We start from the raw sequence: 21,146 nt of genomic DNA on the forward strand, positions 1-21,146 counted from the left end.
GCTTGAATTGAAATCACCCACCCCTGTTCGGCGCCGCCCGTAACGGCGCACCGAGGTTGTTGTCACTTCAAATTCGAATAACTTAAGAAGCTAGCACCGTGAACAGCAGGCGGACCAGAGGTTAACAATGTGACCAAGGTCACACCATCGGATGGTTGGCTGCCCCCTGGGCAAAGGGAAGGCTTCGGCACGTCCATTGCGCAATGGATATCTGCGGCCGGCCCGGACAAGCCGCAGCGACTATCGCAAGAACGTTCCCATAAGGATGTGCGCGGCCGCCTCTTGTGCGGAGCCGATGGTGAAGGACGGTGTCGTCCTCCGGCTATGTCAATCCGGCCCGTCGGCCGGGTAATTCCATGGGTAAGGTATATCTGGACGTGAGCGAATTACTCACCGAGTTGGCGCGGCCCGCCACTGCGGCCGAGCTGGCGAACCTTTATTCCGTTCTCGACGGTCACGGTCTCGTACCGGACACCGTGGCCCCCTCCGTCGTCGTCGTGGAGGCGCCCGGCCGCGCCGGGCTGGCGCCCGCGCTGGCCGAGCGACTGGGCCCGTTCGGGGTCGACGTGGCCGCCTTCCCGGCCGACGCGCCGCCGGACGGCGCCGGACCCGCCGGCGGACGGCCGGAGCGCCGCACGTTCCTCCTCGGCGGGGAACTCCACGGCTGGTGCCTGGAGTCCGACGGGAGGAGCGACGAGGCCGAGGTGATCGCCGCCGCGGTCGTCGCCTCCAGACTGCGCGCCTGGGCCGCCGCCGCCCGCCCGACCCCCGCCGTCACCCGCTTCCACCGGCCGGGATCCGACTCCGTCGGAGTGGTCCAGTTCGACGCCGGGGGCGAGACCGAACTCGTCGCCAAGACCGGCGAAGCGGGGATGATCCGCTCCGAGACCGGCTTCACCTCCCGCACCAACGACGACCTCGCCCGCATCGGCCGGGACGCGCTCTTCCCCCGGCTGCACGGCGTGCACATCCAGGGCCGGCGGGGCACCAGCGTCATGGAGGCCGTCGAGGCCGCCGACCTGGAGGAGCGCCTCTTCGACGACGAGGCCCGCACGGAACTCGCCCCCGACGCGGCCGACGTCCTCGCCCCCTACCTCGACCAACTGGCCGGCTGGTACCGGCTGACCGCCGGCGAACAGCGCCCCACCAGCGCCGACTACCTCTACCGCGAGCGCTTCCACGCCCTGCGCGAGCAGCCCGCCTTCCGCTCCACCTTCCGCCGCTGCTTCGGCGACCGCGACCTCGACGAGCACCTGGCCGCCGGCCTGACCCTGCCGGGCGGCGTCCGCATCCCCGGCTACACGGCGGCGACCGCGTGGCTCGACGAGCACGCCCCCGCCCTGCTCCCGCGCACCGGCAGCCAGGTGCACGGCGACATCTACCCGACCAACATGCTCCGGCGCTCCGGGGGCGGCCCGGTCTTCATCGACCCGCGCACCGTCTGGGAGCAGCGGCAACGCCCCGACGTCGGCTACGGCGACCCGGTCTTCGACCTCGCCACGCTGCTGCACGGCCTGCTGCCGATGCCCGCCATCCTCCACGCCGCCCGCCAGGGCAGGCCGGAGGCGCTCTTCGGGGACGCCTTCGACCCCGCCCGCCCGCACGACGTCAGCTCCCTGCGGCTGCCCCTGCGGTTCTCCGGCCGGCTGCGGTCGATGGAGCACCGGCTGATCCGGACCGCCCCCGGCGACGAGCCGGAGCCCGTCGTGCGCAGCCGTCTGTACATCGGCGCGGCCTGCTCGCTGGCCGGCTGGCTGAAATACGAGAACACCCTGCGCACCCCCCAGGCGTGGACGGCGACCTACGCCTACACCGCCTGGTACCTGTGGCAGGCCCGCACCGTCCACGAGCAGCACATCGCTAAGGAGCCCACGTGACCGCGTTGGACTACGACCAGCTGGCCGCCGAGTACGCCAGGCACCGCCGCCCCTACCCCGGACTGGTGGAGTTCCTGGCCGAGTTCGCCGGCGTGACCGGCGATTCGACGGTCCTGGAGATGGGCTGCGGCACCGCCAACCACCTCGCCGCGCTCCAGCGGCTGACCGGCGCCCGGGCGCTGGGCGTCGACCCCTTCCCGGAGATGCTCAAGGCCGCCGAGGCCCATGGGGCCGCACTCGAACTGCGCACCGGGCGCGCCGAGGAGATGGCCCTCCTCGACCTGCCCGAGGCGTCCTTCGACCTGATCTTCTCGGTCGACGTGATCCACTACGTCCGGGAGCCCGGCCGCTACTTCGAGGGCGCGCTGCGCGCGCTCAGGCCGGGCGGTGTGCTGTGCACCGCCACCGACTCGGAGGAGATCATCCGCTCCCGCGTCCCCGTGGCCCGGTACTTCCCCTCCACCGTCGAGGTCGAACTCGGCCGCCACCACGCGATCGACACCCTGCTGGCCGAACTGCGGGCCGCCGGCTTCACCGACGGCCGGAGCCGTGTCTTCGAGAGCTCCTACGAGCTCACCGACGCCACCAAGTACCGCGAGAAGGCCTTCTCCTCCCTCCACCTCATCCCGGACGAGGAGTTCGAGTCGGGCGTCGCCGCGCTCACCGCCGAGCTCGCCAAGGGCCCCATCCAGGCCAACAACCGCACGTGCGCCGTCCTGGCACGGAGGCCCGAGTGATCCCCCGCTACTCGCGCCCGGAGATGGCCCGGCTCTGGACCGACGAGGCGAAATACGCCTCGTGGGTCCGCGTCGAGGTGCTCGCCTGCGAGGCGCAGGCCCGGCTGGGCAGGGTCTCCGAGGCCGACCTCGCCGCCGTGCGCGCCGGCCGCGTGCCCACCCCCGAGGAGGTGCGCGAGCAGGAACGCACCCGCGACCACGAGATCCTCGCCTTCCTCGCCGCGTACACCGCCTCGATCCCCGACGACGCGGCGCGCTGGGTCCACTACGGCATGACCAGCTACGACCTCGTCGACACCGCGCTGGGCCACACCCTCGCCGCCTCCTGCGACCTGCTGCTGGACGCGACCGGGCGGCTGCTGCGGGCCCTGACCGCGCGGGCGGTCGAGCACTGGGACACCGTCTGCGTGGCGCGCACCCACGGCATCCACGCCGAGCCCACCACCTTCGGGCAGAAGATGGCCGGCTTCGCCTTCGGCGTCCACCGGTCCCTCGAACGCCTGCGGGCCGCCCGCGAAGCGGTGGCCGTCGGCACCGTCTCCGGCCCCGTGGGCACCTACGGGAGCGTGGACCCGTTCGTCGAGACCTATGTGTGCGAGGCCCTCGGCCTCGGCGTCGAGCCGGTGCCCACCCAGGTCGTGGCGCGCGACCGGCACGCGGAACTGCTCGGCGCCGTGGCCGTCCTGGGCGCGGTGGTCGAACAGATCGCCCTGGAGATGCGGCTGTTGCAGCGCACCGAGGTCCGCGAGGTGGAGGAGCCGCGCTCCAGCGCGTACCAGGGGTCCAGCGCCATGCCGCACAAGCGCAACCCCACCACCAGCGAACGGCTGTGCGGCCTGGCCCGGGTGCTGCGCGCCGACCTCGGCGCCGCGCTGGAGAACGTCGCGCTGTGGCACGAGCGGGACCTGGCCCACTCCTCCGTCGAGCGCGTCGTGCTGCCCGACAGCCTCATCGCCGCCCACTACCAGGTCACCGGTGCCGCCGAACTCGTCGAGGGGCTCCGGGTCTTCCCCGACCGGATGCGTGCCAACCTGGAGCGGACCGACGGCCTGATCTACAGCTCGACGGTGATGCTGCACCTGATGTCCACCGGTTCCGAGCGGGAGAAGGCGTACCGCACGGTGCAGGACGCGGCCACCGAGACCTGGGAGACCGGCCGGCACCTGCGCGAGACCCTGCGCGACCGTGGCATCGTCACCGGCGAGGACGTGTACGACCCGACCCGCTTCCTGCGCTCGCGGCAGGCCATGCGGCAACGACTGGAGGAACTGCTCCATGTGGAAGTGTGAAGTCATCGACGCGGCCGACCTCGACGTGGCCGAGGTCGCCGAGCTCTACCGGTCCTCCGGCCTGGCCGAGCGCCGCCCGGTGGAGGACACCGAGCGGTTCACCGCGATGGTCCGCAACGCCAACCTGGTCGTCGTGGCCCACGTCGACGAGCGTCTGGTCGGCATCGCCCGCTGCGTGAGCGACGGCTCCTACGTCACCTATCTCAGCGACATCGCGGTCGACCGGGCCCACCAGCGGCGCGGCATCGGCGTGGACCTCATCCGGTGCGTCCAGGAGGCCGCGCCCCGGGCGAAGATCGTGCTGCTGTCCGCGCCGGCGGCCACCGAGTACTACCCGCACATCGGGTTCACCCAGCACGGCTCCGCCTGGGTCCTGGACGCGGCGAAATGAGGGGGCCCGCCATCGACAAGCCGACCGTGGGCATCACCACCTACCAGGAGGACGCCTCCTGGCGCGGGTGGCACCGCCACGCCTCCCTGGTCCCGACCGACTTCGTCGCCGCGGTGACCGCGGCCGGCGGCGTCCCCGTCCTGCTCCCGCCCTCCGGCGCCGAGCCCGAGGCCGCGACCGTCATGGCCGGCCTCGACGGACTGCTGCTGGTCGGCGGCGCCGACGTGGACCCCGCCCTCTACCGGGCCGCGCCCGGCCCGCACGCCGGCACGCCGGCCCCGGAGCGCGACGTCTGGGAGATCGCCCTGCTGCGCCTGGCCCTGGAGGACGACCGGGCGGTCCTCGGCGTGTGCCGCGGCATGCAGCTGATGAACGTGCTGCGCGGCGGCACCCTCCTGCCCCACCTGCCCGACCTGATCGGCAACGACGACCACATGCCCGACAAACCGGTGTTCGCCCCCAACCGGATCACCCTGCGCACCGACGCCCTGCCGGGCTCGCTCCTCGGCGCCGAGAGCGACCTCCCCTGCTTCCACCACCAGGCCGTCGACGCCCTCGGCCTCGGCGTCGTCGCCACCGGATGGAGCGCCGACGACGTCGTCGAGACGATCAGCCTGACCGGGCACCGCTTCGCCGTCGGCATCCAGGGACACCCCGAAGTCGGCCCCTCCCGGCCCCTGTTCGAGGGGTTCGTGGCGGCGGCCGCCGCCCACCGGGCCGCCTGCGAGCGGGGCGGAGCCACGGCCGCATGACCGCACCCGACCCCGGCCCCCTCGCCGGCCTGCTGCGCCGGACCGCCTTCGCCGACCGGGTGGAGCACGCCCGGCGCAGCTCGGGGCTGCCCTGGGAGCCCTGGCCCCCCGAGGGCGCCGCCCCGTCCGACGACACCGGCGGCGCCCTGTGGGAGCTGCTCCATCTCGGTCGGCGCCCCGGTCGCCGCCTCGACGCCGCTCTCACCGAACGCCTCACGGCACTCGGCCTCGCCGACGACACCGGCGGGCCGGGCCGCTGGGAGGTCACCGCCTTCCGCGGCCTGCTCGCCGCCCGCGACCGGGCCGGGCGACGAGGCGCCGGCAACGTCTACATCGGCGAGGACTCGCTGCGGTTCGTCGACACCATCCTGCGGGCCCGCCCCCGCGGACGCGCCCTGGACGTGGGCTGCGGCTCCGGCATCACCACCTGCGCCCTCGCCCTGGGCTGCACCGGGGTGACCGGCGTCGACCTCCAGCAGGACTGCCTGGACGCCACCGCCCTGACGGCGGCCCTCAACGGCCTCGGCGACCGCGTGCGCACCCGGCACGGCGACTTCTTCCAGGACCGCTTCCCCGACGGCACGCTCAACTGCCTCGTCGCCAACCTCCCCTACGTGCCCGTGCCGCCCGCCCTGCGCTACTCCGCGGCCGGCGACGGGGGGCCCGACGGCCTGGACCTCAACCGCCGGCTGCTGCGCCGCGCCGTCGGCCTGCTCGACCCCCGGGACGGGCTGCTGATCACCCGGTTCCAGAGCCTCGGCGACGCCTCCGGCCCCCTGCTGCTGCCCGCCATCGAGGCCTTCGCCAAGGAGGCCGGCCATGACGCCGTCGTCGTCGCCGACGGACGTACGGTCCCGGAGGTGCGCGCCGCCCTGACGGCCCTGCACGCACAGCGGCACAACCCGGAGCTGAGCCCCGCCGAGGTGCTGGAGGCCGTCGACGCCCACATGCGCCGCTTCGAGCAGCCGCACTACTTCGCCTGCGGGATGATCAGCCGCTCCGGCGGCACGGGCCGTGTCTCCTTCACCGACCTCTCCGGCCCGCTCACGCTGGACGACCGGCTCACCGCCGTCCCCGGCGCGCGGGCCGGGGCGGTGGACGCCGCCGTGCGGCTCTACCGCGGCCGGGCGCTGGACCTGCCCGACGGATTCTGGGAGCTCGGCGCCGCCGACGACGTGGCCGTGACCGAGCAGCGGCTCCCGGCCCTGCTGGCCGCCGTGGCGGACGCAGGCCCGGCCGGCCTCACGGGCCGGGACCTGGCCACCGGGGTCTTCGCCGACCGCTTCGAGGCCGACCCGCTCCGCTCGCGCGCCCTGCTCGTCACCACGGAACTGATGGCCGGCTGCCTGGCCGACGAGAACCTCATGGAAGGCGGCACCGCTCGGTGAACCGGCGACACCCACGGGACAAGGACCGCATGACGCACCGGTCGGCGATCCTGGTCCTCGCCCTCGGGGCCTTCGCCGTCGGCACGGACGGGTACGTCACCACCGGCATCCTGCAGTCGATCGCGGACGACTTCCACGTCTCCGTCTCGGTCGCCGGTCAGCTGGTCACGGTCTTCGCCCTCAGCTACGCCGTCAGCGCCCCGGTGCTGATGACGCTGACCGCGAACGTCAGTCGGCGGGTCATGCTGTACGGCTCCCTCGGGCCCTTCCTCCTCGCCAACCTGCTCGGCGCGCTCGCCCCCGACTACCCGACGCTGCTGGTGGCCCGGGTGCTGGCGGGCGCGGCCGCGGCGGTGTTCATGAACACCGCGGTGGCCGCGGCGACGGCCATGACCGGCGAGCGCCACCGCGGCCGCGCGCTGTCCCTGGTGGTGGGGGGACTGTCGGTGGCCACCGCGCTCGGGGTGCCGATCGGCACCCTGGTCGGCGCACTGGGCAGCTGGCGCACCACACTGGCGGTGATCGCCGGCCTCACCGGCCTGGGCATCGCCGGACTCGCCCTGACGCTGCCCGCCACGCCGTCGCCGCCGCCGGTCACGATGGCGGAGCGGCTGCGGGTCGCCGCCGAGCCGGCCGTGCTGGTCGCCGTGCTGGCCAATGCCTGCGCGGTGGCCGGCAGCTTCACCGTCTACACCTACCTCGCCGTGTTCGCCCGCGATGTGACGGGCCTCGGCGCGGCGGGGGTCAGCGGGGTGCTGCTCGCCTGGGGCGTGGCCGCCTCCGTCGGCACGGCGATGGGCGGCAGGATGAACGACCGCCGCGGCCCGGACCGGGCGTACCTGACGGGTGTGCTCGGCGTCGTCGCGGCGTTCGCCGCCCTGGCGCTGGCCGCCCTCGTCGCCCGGGTCGCCGAGGGCCCGGCCACCGTGGTCTTCCTGGCGGCGACCGCCGCCTGGGGCGTGTTGTACTGGATCGTGCCGGGCGCCCAGATCCAGCGCCTCATGGACCGGGCGCCGGCCGCGCCGACCATCGCCGTCTCCGTCAGCAGCGCCTCCTCCTATCTGGGCGTCGCGCTCGGCGGCGGCATCGGCGGGGCCACGCTCTCCTTCGCCTCCTCCTGGGCGCTCCCGCTGGTGGGGGCGGTGCTTCTCGCCCTCGCCGCTGCCATGACGGTGCGTCAGGTGGCCGTGGTGGTGCCGCGCGTGCCGTCCGAGACCCCGAGCGCCTGACCGCGCGTCCGTCGATCGCGGCGCACCCGGAGGGACCGCCCCGGACAACCGCCGGCGCCGGCCTCGGCCCGGCGCCGGCGGCCCTGACGCGTGCCGGTGACAGCCGCCGGGATCCGGCCCCGCCGCCGCGCGCATGGCGGCGGGGCCGGATCCGGGACGCGGCGGCGGCTCGGCGGGATCTTCGAGTACATCGACGGGTTCTACAACCCCCGCCGCAGCACGACGACGCCCCCGATCTCGCGGCGACCGCCCAGGCCCGGGCGTTCCTCGCGGACTGGGCGGGCGGCCGGCTCGACAGCGCGGGCTCCCGCACCACGAGTCCCGCGCGGGCTCAGGAGGTGCTGCGCAACTTCATCGCGGGCCTCGACATCGGCAGGCCGGAGCTCACCCCCGCACGGGCCACGGCGGAGGACGACGGCACGGTCCGGGTCGCCTTCACGGCGAAGTTGCCCGTCACGGGGCTGGGGATCTGGACCTATCGGTCCGGGATACCCGTGTGGAAGCGGAACGGGACCTGGAAGGTCGACTGGTCGCTGTCGCTCGTCCATCCGCATCTCAGCGACACCGCGAAGTTCCACCTGGAGCGGGAGGACGCTCCCGTGCCGAAGGTCACCGACCGGAACGGGACGCCCCTGACGGGCGAGGCCCATCCGTCGTTGCGGCCGGTGCCGGCCCGGCTCGTCGACCGGGTCACCGGTGAGATCGAGGGCACGGAGGCCTCCTTCGGCAAGAAGGGCGGGCAGTCGTCCGAGAAGCCGACGGCCACGACGCTCGACGCCACCTGGCAGGCGGCGGCGGACAAGGCCCTGGCCGACGCGGCCGGCGGCAGGAACGCCTCGCTCGTCGCCCTGAGGGTCGGCGACGGCGAGATTCTCGCGATGGCCAGCTCCCCCGCCACGGGCTTCAATCGGGCGTTCTCCGGCACGTACGCCCCGGCTCCGCCTGGAAGATCGTGACGAGCGCCGCACTGCTGCTCAAGGACGCCGTCGCGCCCGACGACGTCGTGGACTGCCCCAAGTACCTCACCGTCGGCAAGGAGTTCCACAACGTCGAGACGTCCGAGTTCCCGGGCGCCGCCTTCCGGAAGGCCTTCACCGAGTCCTGCGACACCGCCTTCATCGGCCTGCGCGGCAAGCTGGGCGACTCCGAACTCGGCGATGTGGCACGGGAGTGCTTCGGGGTCGGGCAGGAGTGGCACGTGGGATCCCGACCTACGACGGTTCGGCGCCGATGCCCGAGGACGAGACGGAGAAGGCCGCTTCGATGACCGGGCAGGGCCGGATCCAGGCGAACCCGCTGATCACGGCGTCCGTCACGGCGACCGCGGCGGCCGGCCGGTTCCATCAGCCGACGCTCGTCCCCGGCAGCGCGGACACGACCTCGACGAAGCCGCTGCCGTCGTCCGTGGTGACCCGGCTGCGCGCGCTGATGCGGGCCACCGTCACCGACGGGACGGCGCGCGTGCTCGCCGATCTGCCCGGTGGCATCGGCGCGAAGACCGGCACCGCGGAGGTCTCCGAGGACGAGCCCAACAACGGCTGGCGGTCGCACGGCGCGGCAATGTCGCCGTGGCGTGCGTCGTCGAGCAGGGCGTCACCGGTGGTGGTTCGGCCGGTCCGATCCTGCACGGCCTCCTGTCCGCCGTCCCCGGCGATCCGTCGTGACGCCGGACTCGCGGCAGGCGCGGGCGGGACCCGGTTCGTGCTCCGTCGGGTGTCCTTCGAAGGCGGTGCCCGGCCCGGCGGGGAGGGCCGGGGGCGTTTCCCGGACCTCGCCCTCCTTCCCCGCCCTCGCCCCTCCGGCCGCCTCCCGGACCGGGCCGCCTCCCGGGCTCCCGAGGCGCGCTCAGGCCTTTCGCAGCTCCGCGGCCTCGTCGCGGGCCCGGACCGCGGCCGAGTGGTCGCCGAGCCGGGTGTGCACGGTGGTCAGGGTGTCGAGGGCGACGGCGAGCCAGGTGTGCGAACCGATCTGCCGCCAGAGCCTGACCGCGGCTTCGGCGCGTCCGCGGGCGAGCACCGGGCGGCCGGCCGCGAGTTGCGCCTCCGCGAGGGCGTACAGCGTGGCCGCCTCGCCCCAGAGGTTGCCGAACTCCCGGTACGCCCAGAGGCTCTGCGCGAGCAGGCGGCGTCCTTCCCGGTGCTCGCCCTGGCGGACCAGGACGTCCCCGAGCCAGCAGGCGGCGTGAGTGGCGGTGAGGCGGTCGCCGAGGTCCGTGCTGATCGCGACCGCCTGCCGGTAGGCGTCGGCGGCGGCCGGGTAGGCGCCGAGCGCGCGGTGGCTCTGGCCCAGACAGCGCAGCGCCTGGGCCTCCCCGGGCCGGTACCCCTCGGCCCGGCTGACCCGCAGGCATTCCGTGAACCGTTCGACGGCGGCCTCGAGACGGCCTTGCTCCAGATCGATGACGCCGAGGCCGTTGGTGGCGTAGACGAGGCAGTTGACGTTGCCCGCCTGCCCTGCCAGTTCGACGGCGTTCTCGAAGTGGAGCACGGCCGAGGAGTAATGGCCGAGCAGCCGGTGCACGTACGCCAGCCCGGCGGTCGCCCCCGCCCGGTAGGCCGGCCCCTGCCCTTCGGAGAGCAGCAGCGCCTGCTCGAAGTGGTCGAGCGCCTCCGGGTACCGGTCGAGGATGGTGGTGAGTTCGCCGAGGCAGCGGTGGAGCTTCGCGGCGCTGTGCCGGTCGTCGCCGCTCAACGCCGCCTTGAGCGCCCGGTTCTGCAGCCGCTCCCAGTCGTCGAAGTGGCCGCCGACCTGGAACAGGGTCGTGAGGGCGGTGGCCAGCCCGGCGGCGGGTGCGGATTCCGCCCGGTCCAGCGCCTGCTCCGCCACGTCGATGAGAAACTGGCGCTCGTCGGTGAACCAGGCCGACGGGTCGGCGAGCAGACGACCGGCGTCCGCCGGGGAGACCCGCCAGGAGACCAGTTCCATCTGCGAGATGCCCTGGAAGTCGACGCTGAGGGCGTCCGCGGCGAGGTCGGCGAGGTGGAGGCTGGCGGCGAGCAGGCGGTCGAGCGCGGCCGTGCGGTCCTGCCCGCGGACGGCGCGATTCGCCCGCTCCCGGCCGAACAGCCTTACCAGGTCGTGCAGTTGGTAGCGGATCCCGGAGGCGCCGACCGATCCGATCTGCGCCAGGTGCACCTCGACCAGATCATCGAGAACGGCGTCCGCCTCGGACAGGTCCGTGTCCAGCAGCGCGGCCAGCGCCCAGGCGGCGAAGTCGGGCCCGGGCAGCAGGGCGAGCATCTGCAGGGCGTGCCGGGTCCGCGCGGCCAACCCCTGGTAGCTGAGTTCGAGGCTGGCCCGTACGGCGATGTGGCCGACGGCCAGCTCGTCGAACTTGCGCTCCTCGTCGGCGAGGGCTCGGGCCACGTTGGCCAGCGGCCAGTGCGGTCGTGCGGCCAGTCGCGCGCCGGCCACCCACACCGCGAGCGGAAGGCCTCCGCAGGTCTCCACGATGGAGCGGGCCGAGCCGGGCTCCGCGTCGGTCCGGTCCGGGCCCAGCATCTCGCGCAGCAGGGCGAGCCCGGTCGGGACGTCCAGCACGTCCAGGGGGAGCCGCCGGCAGCCCAGCTCGGCCATCGTCGTACGGCTGGTGACGACGGCGGCGCACCGCATGCCGCTCGGCAGCAGGTCGGACACCTGCCGGAACCCGGCCGCGTTGTCCAGGACGACGAGCACCTGCCGTTGGGCCAGCAGGGAGCGGTAGAGGTGGACGCGTTCGGTCAGTTCCGCGGGCACCGTCCCGCCGCGGACGCCGAGCGCGCGGAGGAAGGCGCCCAGGACCGTGAACGGATCGGCGGGCTCGTCGCCGAAGCCGCGCAGATCCGCGTGCAGCTGACCGTCCGGGAAGCGGGGGGCGAGCCGGTGGCCCGTGCGTACGGCGAAGGCGGTCTTGCCGACCCCGGCGGGGCCGGTGACCAGCAGGGTGGGCGGTCCCGAGCCGTCCGCGCCGAGGAGCCGGCAGGCCTCGTCCAGCTCGGCTTCGCGGCCGACGAACAGGGAGAGGTCCGCCGGCAGGAGCCGCGGCACGAGCTGCCGGCCCGTCACGGGGTTCCCGGCGGCGACGCCGTCGTCCTCCGCCTCCTCGTCGGCGGACGGCGCCCCGACGCGCGCGGCGGCCGGACCGGGATCGCCGGACAGATCCGGGTCCCCGGCCAGGATCCGCCCGTGCAGCCGCCGCAGGGCCGCGCCGGGGTCGACGCCCAGCTCGTCGGCGAGCCGCCGCCGGGCGCGCTCGTACTCCTCCAGCGCCTCGGCCTGCCGCCCGCACCGGCACAGGGCGAGGACCAGCTGCCCGATCACCCGCTCGTCGAGCGGATGCGCCTCGGCCCGGGCGACCAGTTCGCTCACCATCCGATCGTGCTGGGCGAGGCGTAACCGGACGTCGACCAGCTCCAGTTGAGCGGCGAGCCGTTCGTCGTCGAGGAGCTGGCGCTGCGCGTTGAACCACGGCGTGTCCACTCCCGCGAACGCGCTGTCCCGCCACAGCCCCAGCGCTTCCCGCCACAGCGCCTCCGCCTGCTCGTCCGCGGCCGCCCGCCGGGCCCGGTCCGACAGGTCCCGGAAGCGGTGCGCGTCCACCAGCGCGGGATCGGCCGTGAGCCGGTAGCCGCCGCCCCGCACGCGTGCGATGGTCGTGCCGTCACCGGACAGCACGGCGCGCAGCCGGGAGATGTAGCCGTACAGATTCCGCCGGCCGTACGACGGTTCGACGTCCCCCCATACCCGTTCCACCAGCGCGTCGAGCGGCACGGCGCGGCCCGCGTCGACGAGCAGCGCCGCCAGCACGCGCTGTTGCACGGCGTGCCCGACGTCGACCGGAGCCCCGTCGCGCCGGACCTCGATGCTCCCCAGGATCCCGAAGCGCGTTTCCACCAGCCCCCCTCGTCATGCCCTCCCCGTCCGCACGCCATACCATGAGCGCCGCCAACCGGTAATTCAAGGCGCATTCAAGCTTTTTCGGCGGGTTCCCGACGCCCTTCCCCGCACGGTGTGCGACCGGCGCGAACGGCCCGCTCGCCGAGCAGGAGGGAACGGCGGAACGCGGCGTCCGGCCGCTTCCTCCCACGACGCGTCAGAGGCCGCCGTTCCCGTCGCACGGCGGCGACCAGAGGGCGAAGCGGGTACGGCCGGGCCGGCTGGTGGCCGTCGCCCGGCCGCCGTGGGCGCGGACGGCGTCGCGGACGCCCGGGCTCTGCGCGCGGGGCGGCCGGTCCCTCGTCTCCCGGGGCGTGGCGCGGGGAAGGTCCCACGCTCCCGGAGACGGGGCGAGTCCGCGGCGGCCGGGCGACGGCCACCAGCCGGCGGCCGCCGCGGACTCGTGGCGCGACGGACTACATGGTGAGGTGGACGGGGCCTCCGGTGTGGGAGATCCCGTCGAGGACCGAGGACGGGACACGGAAGACCCGGCCGGGGGCCGCGGGCCAGGCGAGGGTGCGGCGGGCGACGACGCGGCCGTCCTGCCGGACCGTCACCCTGGGGAAGCGGACGAACTCGTCCGTCCAGAGCAGGAGCCGGTCGCGGGCCGGAGCCGGATCGCCGGGGCGGAGGATCTGCGGCGCGATCCAGCGGAACGGGGCGTCGGCGATCAGGCGCACCCCCTCGGCCGGCCCGCGCCTTCCGTCCAGGTGGTCGATGACCTGCCGGGCGACGTGCTTGCCGTCGAGGGCGGCCACGTCGGCGGTGTCGACGGGGTGGAGCAGGTTGCCGGCGGCGAAGACCCCGGGCCGGCTGGTCCGCAGCGCGGTGTCCGTGAGGGGGCCGAGGGTGCGCTCGTCGAGAGTGATGCCCGCGGAACGCGCGAGTTCGTGGTCGGGGATCCAGTCGCCGGTGAAGACGACGGTGTCGCATGCGACGGTCCGGCGCTTCCCCGTGTCGAGGTGCTCGATCTCGACTGCCTCGCAGCGTCCCTTGCCCATGACCCGGGTGACACGGGTGCGGGTGGCGACCGGAACGCGCAGGACGGTGCGGCCGGCGGCGTTGAAGGCGCCGTAGGACTCCGCCTTCGGGTACTCGCTGATCATGAGCGCGGGGGTGCAGCCGGCTTCGCGGAGGGTCATGACCGCGGACCAACTGACCAGTTCGCCGCCGACGACGACGGCCCGCTCGCCGACGGGCTGGTGGTGGAGGTGGACGAGGTTCTGGAGTTGTCCGGTGGTGTAGACCCCGTGGGGGCGGTCTCCGGGGATGCGGCGCGCGGTGCGGGGCCGTTCGCGGGCGCCGGTCGCCAGGACGACGGCCCGGGCACGGATCCGGTAGCGGCCCTCGGGGCTGGTGACGTCCACGGTGTTCTGGTCGGACCAGTCGGTGACCATGGTGCTGGTGCGGATCTCCGCCCCGGACCGTGCGGCCCGGTCGGCCAGGTGGCGGGCGTAGGCGGGGCCGGTCATCACACGGCGCAGGTCGCGCAGGCCGTATCCGGTGTGGTCGCTGTGCCGGGGAATGCCGCCGGCCTGCTTCTCCCGGTCGACGACCAGGACCTGCCCGGCGCCGCGGTCGGCGAGTTCGGCGGCCGCGGTGAGCCCTGCGGGGCCGCCTCCGATGATGAGGACATCGGGCTCGATGAGGGGCAGCTGGTGGTTCATCGGTTGTCCTTGTGCTGGCTGCAGCAGCCGTCGTCGGTCTGGTGTCGGGTGCGCAGGGCCGCGACGGCCGCGCCGCAGAAGAAGCCCTGGCAGCGGCCGTTCATGGCCCGGGTGCGCCGGCGCAGCCCTTCCAGACTGCGCGCCGGCACCGGGGCGTGGCAGGCGTCTCGGATCTCGCCCTCGGTGACCCGTTCGCAGAAGCAGACGACGGTGCCGTAGGCGGCGTCCTCGGCGATGAGGTCGGCGTCCTGGTAGGGGCGCGTGGTGGCTTCGCCGATGTTCGGCATCCGGGGCGGAGCGGGCAGGTCGCCGCGGCCGCGGAGCCCGAGACCGGCCTCCGACAGGAGCCCGGCGACGTGCTCGGCGATGGCGATGCCCGCCGTCAGTCCGGTGGAGCGGATGCCGCCCACGAGGAGGTACCGCTGTTCGGGGGCGGCCTCGATGAGGTAGTCGTCGCGGTCGATCGCGGCGCGCAGTCCGGCGTAGCTGGCGGTGACCTCCTCGGTGAGCAGGCTCGGCATGAGCCGCGCGCCCTTGCCGAGGAGGAAGTCGTAGCCGTCCTCGGACGTGGCGGTGTCGGTGCGGTCGGTGAGGTCCTCGGCGGTGGGACCGAGCATGACGTTGCCGTAGATCGTCGGGGAGATGAGCACGCCCTTGCCGCGGGAGGAGGGCACCGGCAGGACGATCTTGTCGACCTTGGGCCGTGCCAGCTTGTCGAACACGAACAGCTCGCCGCGGCGGGGGGTGACGGTGAAGCGGTCGTGGCCGAAGAGCCGGTCGATCGTGTCGGCGCCGAGGCCCGCCGCGTTGACGACCCAGCGGGCTCGCACGTCGCCCCGGGCGGTGTGCAGCGTCGTGGCGTCGTCGCCCACGTCGACGCCGGTCACGGCGTGTTCGAGCAGGATCGTCGTCCCGCGCTGCCTGGCGTCCGTGGCCAGGGCGAGGTTGGTGGTCCAGGTGCAGATGATGGACTCGTCGGGAACGGTCAGCCCGCCGAGCACGCCCTCGCCCAGATCGGGCAGGACCCGGTAGACCTCGTCCGCGTCGACGATGCGGCAGTGCTCGTATCCGTTGGCCTCGGCCTTCTCCTTCAGGCCGGGCAGGGCGTCGAGCTCTTCCCGGTTCCAGGCCACCAGCACGGCGCCGGTGTGCTCGACGGGGATGCCGGTGGCCTTGGCGTAGTCGTTGAGCAGGTGGTAGCCGCGCGCCACGAGCCGGGACTCCAGGGTGCCCGGTTTCGCGTCGAAACCCGTGTGCAGGATGGCGGTGTTGGCCTTGCTGGTTCCGTCTCCGACGTCGTCGCGGGCTTCGAGCAGCGCCACGGAGACGTCGTGGCCGGACAGTTCGCGTGCGATGGCCGAGCCGACGATGCCTCCTCCGATCACCACGATGTCGAAGACCTCGGGGTGAGAACGGTGGGGGGTGGGGGTCATGAGTGGTCTCCCTTGGCGGCACAGGCAGCGGCGGCCTGCGCCCATGTGGTGCGGAACTCCTGGGCCCGGTCCTCGGACCAGCGGGGTTCGTAGACGGTCGCCGGCTGCCAGTCGCCGACGGCCTCCTTGAGGCTGATGGCGGGGTCGAGGGCGCAGCGGGCGAGCGCGGCGGCGCCGAGCGGCGTGGCGTGCGCGTTGGGGTAGATGTCGACGGGGAGCTGGGCGATGTCGGCCTGGGCCTGCATGAGGACGGCGGAGTTGGTGAGTCCGCCGTCGGCGCGCAGTCGGGTCAGGGGCCGGCCGAGGTCGTGGCCGACGAGGGCCGTCAGCTCGGTGACCTGGGCGGCTATGCCCTGGAGCACGGCCAGGACGAGGTGCTCGCGGCGGGTGGCCAGGGTGAGGCCGGTGAGGGAGGCCGTGGCCTCGGAAGCCCACCACGGGGCGGCGAGCCCGGCGAACGCCGGGACGCACATGACGCCCTCGTTGTCCTTCGCGGCCAGCGCGTCGAGTTCGGTGGCGGACTGGAGAAGGCCGAGGTCCTGCAGCCAGCGCACGGCCGAGGCCACGGTGTAGACCTGGCCGTCCACGCAGTACAGGGTCTGCCCCGCGGCCTGCCAGGCCACCGACGTCGTCAGGCCCGCGGCGGAGCGCACGGGGTGCGGTCCGGTGTTCGCCAGCAGGAACGCGCCCGTGCCGTAGGTGCACTTGGCCGTGCCCTGCTCCAGGCACGCCTCGGCGACCAGAGCGGCCTGCTGGTCGACGATCAGGCCGGCCACCGGCGTCTCCTGCCCGAAGGCGCGCGTGGTGCCGACCACCTCGTCGCTGCCGACGATGCGCGGCAGCCGCTCGTCGCCGAGGGAGAACAGCTCGGCGAGCCGCCCGTCCCACGCCGCGCCGTCCAGGTCGAAGATCAGCGAACGGCTCGCGGTGGACGCGTCGGTGACGAACTCGCCCGTCAGGTGATGCACGAGCCAGGTGTCGGTGGTGGTCACCACCCCGTCGCGGGTGAGGTTGCGGCGCAGCCACGCCATCTTGGGCGCGGAGAAGTAGGGGTCGAGGACGAGACCGGTGCGCCGCGCGATGTCCTCGCGGTGCTCGGCCAGCTCGGCGCAGATGGTCTCCGCCCGGCTGTCCTGCCAGACGATCGCCGGGGTCAGCGGTGTGCCCGTGGCCTCGTCCCAGGCCAGGACGGTCTCTCCCTGGTTGGCCAGGGCCACGCCGTCGATGGGCCGGCCGGCCATGCTCACGGCCCGGCGGCCGGCGGCGAGGACGGAGTCGAGCAGTTCGTACGGGTTCTGCTCGACGCCTCCCCCGGGCAGGTAGGCGGGGCGGATGGTCTCCTCGGCAATGGCGACCGTTCCGTCCTCGGCGTCGACGACGATGGCCTTGGTGCCCGAGGTCCCCTGGTCGATGGCGAGGATGGCGGTCATCGCAGGGCCCCTTCCGCGTCGGCCTCGGCGGGTGCGGCGGCGTTGTCCAGGGCACGGTCGACGTCGGCCATGTCCGGCATGGTCAGGGCGGCGCGGCCGCGCCGGACGAGGAGCGCCGCCAGGTAGACGGCGCCGATCCCGCACAGCACCAGGACGTAGGCCCAGGGGGCGCGGAAGGAGGCGTCCCGGAAGATGAGCAGCTCGTAGACCAGCCAGACCGCGGCCAGAAGCAGGACCGGGACCTCCCACCGTCCCAGGGAGAAGCCGCGGGACGGCGGCAGGGAGGAGCGCTTGGCCGCGTACATCGCGACCGTGCCGGCGTAGATGACGGCGGGCAGCAGGGTGGCGGCGGAGAACAGCTCGAACAGGGCGTCGGTGGAGCGGGAGAAGACCGCGAGGACGATCTGCGCGATGAGCATCATGAACACCGTGGCGTTCAGCGGCGTCGCCGTCCGGGGGTGGATGCGCTTGAGCAGGCGCCATCCGGGGAAGCGCTCGTCCCTGGACATCGCGTAGACGAGGCGGGTTCCGCTGAGGGTGATCACCAGCCCGCAGGAGAAGATCGAGACCACGACGAGGACCAGGAGGACCTTCCCCACCACGGACCCGAGCACGGCGGTGATCACGGTGGCCACCGGGGTGGCCGACTCGGCGGCGCCGTCGACCTGGCCGACGGCGGCGGTCACGGCGACGAGGAAGAGGAAGCCGAGAACGCCCAGGGAGAGGACGGCCTGGACCATCGCCTTGGGGATGACGCGGGCGGGGTTCTTGGTCTCCTCCGCCAGGTTCGCCGCGGACTCGAATCCGACGATGGTGAACGCGCCGAGCAGGAACGCCAGGGCGAAGGGGCCGGCATGGGTCTTGCCGCCCAGTGCGTAGTAGCCGCTCTCCGGGATCGTCCCGGTGTCGAAGAGGTGGGCGAAGTCGAGCTTGCCGGTGAAGTAGCCCACCGCGAAGAGCAGCACCGTCAGCGTGATCATGCCGATGAGCTGCGCCGTCACCGCCGCGCTGTTGACCTTGTGCGTGACGCGCGTGGACGCGGCGACCAGCAGGGCCTGCAGCAGCACCACACCGGCCGTGATGACCCAGGCGTTCTGCGTCGTGCCGACGTACTGGAACAGTTCGGGGAGGATCGTGGAGGCGATCGTGTAGTCCACCGCGACCACGACCACCCCGAGGAAGGCGAACGAGATCCAGCCCATGATCCAGCCCCACACGGGCCCGACGATCCGCGACACCCACTGGTAGGAGTAGCCGCTGATCGGGATGCGCGCCGCCAGCGCCCCGAAGACGAGGGCGATGCAGAGCTGGCCGACCACGGAGATCGGCCAGGCCCAGATGCCGCGCGGGCCCGAGGTGGCGAGCACCGAGCCGTAGGCCGTGAAGATCCCTGTCGCGATCGACACGAACCCGAACGCCACGGAGAACGAGGCGTACCAGCCCAGCTCCCGCGCCATCACCTGGTTCGCCCCGCCCTGCTGCACCTCAGCCGTTCTCGGCGCCTGAGCACTTGCTTCTGATTTGGCCATGACCTCGTTCCCTGCTTCAGAGTGCCCCGCCGTCGCCGCGGAAGCCAGTGGTGATCGAAGAACCGCATGCGGTCGGCGTCGAGGCCCGCCTCACAGGGATGCGCTGGAGCCTGTCCGTGGGGATGGCCGCGAGGACGCGCGGTCCGCGCCACCTCGACGCCGGTCGACAGCCCACCCGTGACCGTTTGTGTGGACTATTGACTGCTGAGAGTGTGGACCCTTGCCCGTTTGCCGTCAAGGGTTCGCGCTCACGAGCTGGTGAACGATCGTTGATCACCTAGCAGAAAACGCTCTGAGCTGCGGAGAAGAACAGAATTTCGAGGCCGTCGGCGATACGTTCCGGACGTCGCATCAGCCCTAGAATGCAGTCAGGGTTCCACAGAAACAGTCAATCAGAGAGGGCCTGACGTGCTAGCAGCCGAGCGTCACCGCAGGATCGTCGCCGAGATCGCTCGGCTCAGGTTCATCACGACGGACGACCTGACCAGCCTGTTGGGCGTCTCCCACGAGACGATCCGCAGGGACCTCGCCCTCCTCGAGCGCCGCGGCGAGCTGGCGCGCGTCCACGGAGGGGCCACCGCCGTCCAGTCACCGGTCGGGGAGGAAGCGTCCTTCAACGAGCGCAGGGGCGCCTTCCTCGCCGAGAAGCAAGCCATAGGCCGAGCCGCGGCGGCCCTGATCGAACCCAACCAGACGGTCGTCATCGACGTCGGCACCACGGCCCTGGAGGTGGCCCGCGCCCTGCCCGCCGAGCACGTCGGCGTCATCGCCACCCCCTCCCTGCTCGTGGCCGCCGAAGTCAGCTCCCGCCCGCACGTCGAGGTCCTGGTCAGCGGCGGACGGCTGCGCGGCGGCGACCTGGCCTGCTCCAACGCCCAGGCCGTCGCGTTCTTCGGCGATCTGCGCGCGGACGCGGTCTTCCTGGGCTCCGGAGGCATCGCCTCCTACGGGCTGACCGACTTCCACCTCGACGAAGTCGCGACGAAGCGCACCATGCTCGCCAACGCCTCCCACCGCTACGTGCTCGCCGATTCCAGCAAGTTCGGTCGCACGGCCGCCCACCGCGTCTGCGAACTCGACGGCTTCGACACCCTCATCACCGACAGCCCCTGCCCGGACGACCTGCGCGACGCCCTCGACGCGGCGGGCGGCGACATCGTCGTGGCCTGAGGGCGGCACGGCCGACCGGTCTCCCTTCGGCGCCGGCGGCTCCCCACGTCTCCGGCGCGGCAGGCCCGCCGGCCGGCAGGAGGCCCGCCGGCCGCCCTCGGAATCCCCGACCGCGGTGTCGGCGCCTCCGGCGCGGCAGGAGGCCGCCCGAGCCGAGGAGCGCCGCGAGGGATCCGGCCGTTCCGCCGCGGTCGCGCGGACGATCCGCCGACGCCCCCTCCCGCCCGCCCTGACCGCCCGGACCGCCTCTTGACTCCCTCCAGCCACCACACCCACAATCACGGACGGAAACAGTCAGCTTTCCACACGTTCGGGCAATCGGAGTCGCAGCGCATCATGACCGGATTCAGACGCCGCGACCGGCCTTCCGCGGCCGAGGACGTCGACGCGGCGGCGCGGGCGCGCGAGACCTTCGGCCGTGTCGACGCCGGCCCCGCCCCGGCGGGCGCTGTCCACGGCGAGATCTTCCGCGCCCTCCGCCCGGTGACGACGACCGCCGAGGCGGGCGCGCTCGCCGCCGCAGACCTTCCCGTCGCGATGAACGCGGACGCGGTCCCCCGGTGAACCCGGCCGACGACATCACCTCGATCTTCGACCTCGACGGTGTTCTGACCAGCGAGGACACAATGTCCTCCCTGGTCAGAGCCCGTCTGGCGGCCCATCCCCTCCGGTTCGCCGCCGCGGTCCCGCCGTTCCTGCTCGCCTCGGCGGCGCCGCCCGACGGCGCGCTGAGGCCCGCGATGAACCGGGCGATCGTGGCCCTGGCGCTGCGCGGCATGACCCGTGGCCAGTACGAGGAACTGGCCGCCGTGACAGGCCGGACCATGGCGGCCCGGACAGCGGTCGGGCAGGCCGTGGCAAGGTGCCGACGTGCCCGCGACCGTGGTCCGACGGTCGTGGCGACGGCCTCGGAGGAGCACCTCGCGCGCGCGTTCCTGGACGGCGTCGGGCTGCACGGCATCCCTCTGGCCGCTTCCCGGCTCGGCTTCACCCCACGAGGCCCCCGGCTCGTCGCCCACAACGTGGGCGAGGCGAAGGTCGATGCCGTCCGGGCGCTGGGGTTCGCCCCGGAGGACGCGCTCCTCTACACGGACTCGGCCAGCGACCTCCCGCTCGCCCGCGTCGCCCGCCGGACCGTCACAGTCAACGCCGCCCGCCGCTCGATCGCGAAGCTCACCGGCGTCTCCGCGGACATCCGGCACGAGCGCTGGCGCTGAGGCGGCGTCCACGCACGTCCGGAACAGCGGGGCGCCGCCCGACGGCCCGCGTCGGCGAGGCGGTGCCAGCCGCTCCGCGCCGAGGCGGGCGCCGCCCGCCGCCGAGGCGCCCGACCACACGTC

The 21,146-nt window shown here is 73.5% G+C and carries 15 protein-coding genes and 1 pseudogene; 11 read left to right on the top strand and 5 right to left on the bottom strand.

Features of this window, described 5'->3' with window-relative positions; translation table 11 throughout:
• Positions 1–356: 356 nt before the first annotated feature.
• The 8 genes and pseudogenes from WA762_RS25695 (at position 357) to WA762_RS25730 (ending at position 9,327) form a co-directional block, all read left to right on the top strand.
• Complete coding sequence (locus tag WA762_RS25695; protein ID WP_335938746.1) at positions 357–1,877, top strand: phosphotransferase family protein; 1,521 nt, start codon at positions 357–359, stop codon at positions 1,875–1,877.
• Positions 1,874–2,614: a class I SAM-dependent methyltransferase gene (locus WA762_RS25700; protein WP_335938747.1), complete on the top strand. Its 741-nt coding sequence runs from the start codon at positions 1,874–1,876 to the stop codon at positions 2,612–2,614. Before WA762_RS25695 ends, WA762_RS25700 begins: the two co-directional genes overlap by 4 nt.
• Positions 2,611–3,903 (top strand): adenylosuccinate lyase, encoded by a 1,293-nt coding sequence (gene purB / locus WA762_RS25705; RefSeq protein WP_335938748.1) that lies wholly within the window; start codon positions 2,611–2,613, stop codon positions 3,901–3,903. Before WA762_RS25700 ends, purB begins: the two co-directional genes overlap by 4 nt.
• On the top strand, positions 3,890–4,294 hold the full coding sequence (locus WA762_RS25710) for a GNAT family N-acetyltransferase (RefSeq protein ID WP_335938749.1): 405 nt from the start codon (positions 3,890–3,892) through the stop codon (positions 4,292–4,294). The genes purB and WA762_RS25710 overlap by 14 nt, the downstream gene beginning before the upstream one ends.
• Positions 4,291–5,046, top strand: coding sequence for a gamma-glutamyl-gamma-aminobutyrate hydrolase family protein (locus WA762_RS25715; protein ID WP_335938751.1), 756 nt, complete (start codon positions 4,291–4,293; stop codon positions 5,044–5,046). The genes WA762_RS25710 and WA762_RS25715 overlap by 4 nt, the downstream gene beginning before the upstream one ends.
• Positions 5,043–6,434 (top strand): methyltransferase domain-containing protein, encoded by a 1,392-nt coding sequence (locus tag WA762_RS25720; protein WP_335938752.1) that lies wholly within the window; start codon positions 5,043–5,045, stop codon positions 6,432–6,434. The genes WA762_RS25715 and WA762_RS25720 overlap by 4 nt, the downstream gene beginning before the upstream one ends.
• Before the next feature lie 29 nt (positions 6,435–6,463).
• Positions 6,464–7,663 carry an MFS transporter gene (locus WA762_RS25725; RefSeq protein WP_335938754.1) on the top strand — a complete coding sequence of 400 codons (1,200 nt, stop codon included), beginning with the start codon at positions 6,464–6,466 and terminating at the stop codon, positions 7,661–7,663.
• A 149-nt stretch (positions 7,664–7,812) separates the two neighbouring features.
• A pseudogene (locus WA762_RS25730) lies at positions 7,813–9,327 on the top strand (penicillin-binding transpeptidase domain-containing protein).
• 181 nt (positions 9,328–9,508) lie between these two features.
• Here the strand turns inward: WA762_RS25730 and WA762_RS25735 are convergent.
• The 5 genes from WA762_RS25735 to WA762_RS25755 form a co-directional block, all read right to left on the bottom strand.
• Entirely contained in the window at positions 9,509–12,535 is a 3,027-nt protein-coding gene (locus tag WA762_RS25735) for an AfsR/SARP family transcriptional regulator (protein WP_335938756.1), read from the bottom strand.
• Between the two features lie 458 nt (positions 12,536–12,993).
• Entirely contained in the window at positions 12,994–14,244 is a 1,251-nt protein-coding gene (locus tag WA762_RS25740; protein WP_335938758.1) for an NAD(P)/FAD-dependent oxidoreductase, read from the bottom strand.
• The gene (locus tag WA762_RS25745) at positions 14,241–15,677 is read right to left on the bottom strand and encodes an NAD(P)/FAD-dependent oxidoreductase (protein WP_335938760.1); all 1,437 of its coding nucleotides are present in this window, start codon (positions 15,675–15,677) and stop codon (positions 14,241–14,243) included. The genes WA762_RS25740 and WA762_RS25745 overlap by 4 nt, the downstream gene beginning before the upstream one ends.
• A complete protein-coding gene (locus tag WA762_RS25750; RefSeq protein ID WP_335938762.1) occupies positions 15,674–17,107 on the bottom strand; it encodes an FGGY family carbohydrate kinase in 1,434 nt (477 codons plus the stop codon). The genes WA762_RS25745 and WA762_RS25750 overlap by 4 nt, the downstream gene beginning before the upstream one ends.
• Positions 17,104–18,636, bottom strand: coding sequence for an APC family permease (locus WA762_RS25755; protein ID WP_335938764.1), 1,533 nt, complete (start codon positions 18,634–18,636; stop codon positions 17,104–17,106). The genes WA762_RS25750 and WA762_RS25755 overlap by 4 nt, the downstream gene beginning before the upstream one ends.
• Positions 18,637–19,044: 408 nt before the next feature.
• Here WA762_RS25755 and WA762_RS25760 point away from each other — a divergent pair, with 408 nt between their 5' ends.
• The 3 genes from WA762_RS25760 to WA762_RS25770 all read left to right on the top strand — a co-directional run bounded on the left by WA762_RS25760 (position 19,045) and on the right by WA762_RS25770 (position 21,023).
• On the top strand, positions 19,045–19,806 hold the full coding sequence (locus WA762_RS25760; protein WP_335938766.1) for a DeoR/GlpR family DNA-binding transcription regulator: 762 nt from the start codon (positions 19,045–19,047) through the stop codon (positions 19,804–19,806).
• Between the two features lie 336 nt (positions 19,807–20,142).
• On the top strand, positions 20,143–20,370 hold the full coding sequence (locus tag WA762_RS25765) for a hypothetical protein (RefSeq protein WP_335938767.1): 228 nt from the start codon (positions 20,143–20,145) through the stop codon (positions 20,368–20,370).
• Positions 20,367–21,023 carry an HAD family hydrolase gene (locus tag WA762_RS25770; RefSeq protein ID WP_335938768.1) on the top strand — a complete coding sequence of 219 codons (657 nt, stop codon included), beginning with the start codon at positions 20,367–20,369 and terminating at the stop codon, positions 21,021–21,023. The genes WA762_RS25765 and WA762_RS25770 overlap by 4 nt, the downstream gene beginning before the upstream one ends.
• Positions 21,024–21,146: the final 123 nt, after the last annotated feature.

Origin of the sequence: Streptomyces tyrfis, assembly GCF_037034285.1 — a bacterium.
Classification (GTDB): domain Bacteria; phylum Actinomycetota; class Actinomycetes; order Streptomycetales; family Streptomycetaceae; genus Streptomyces.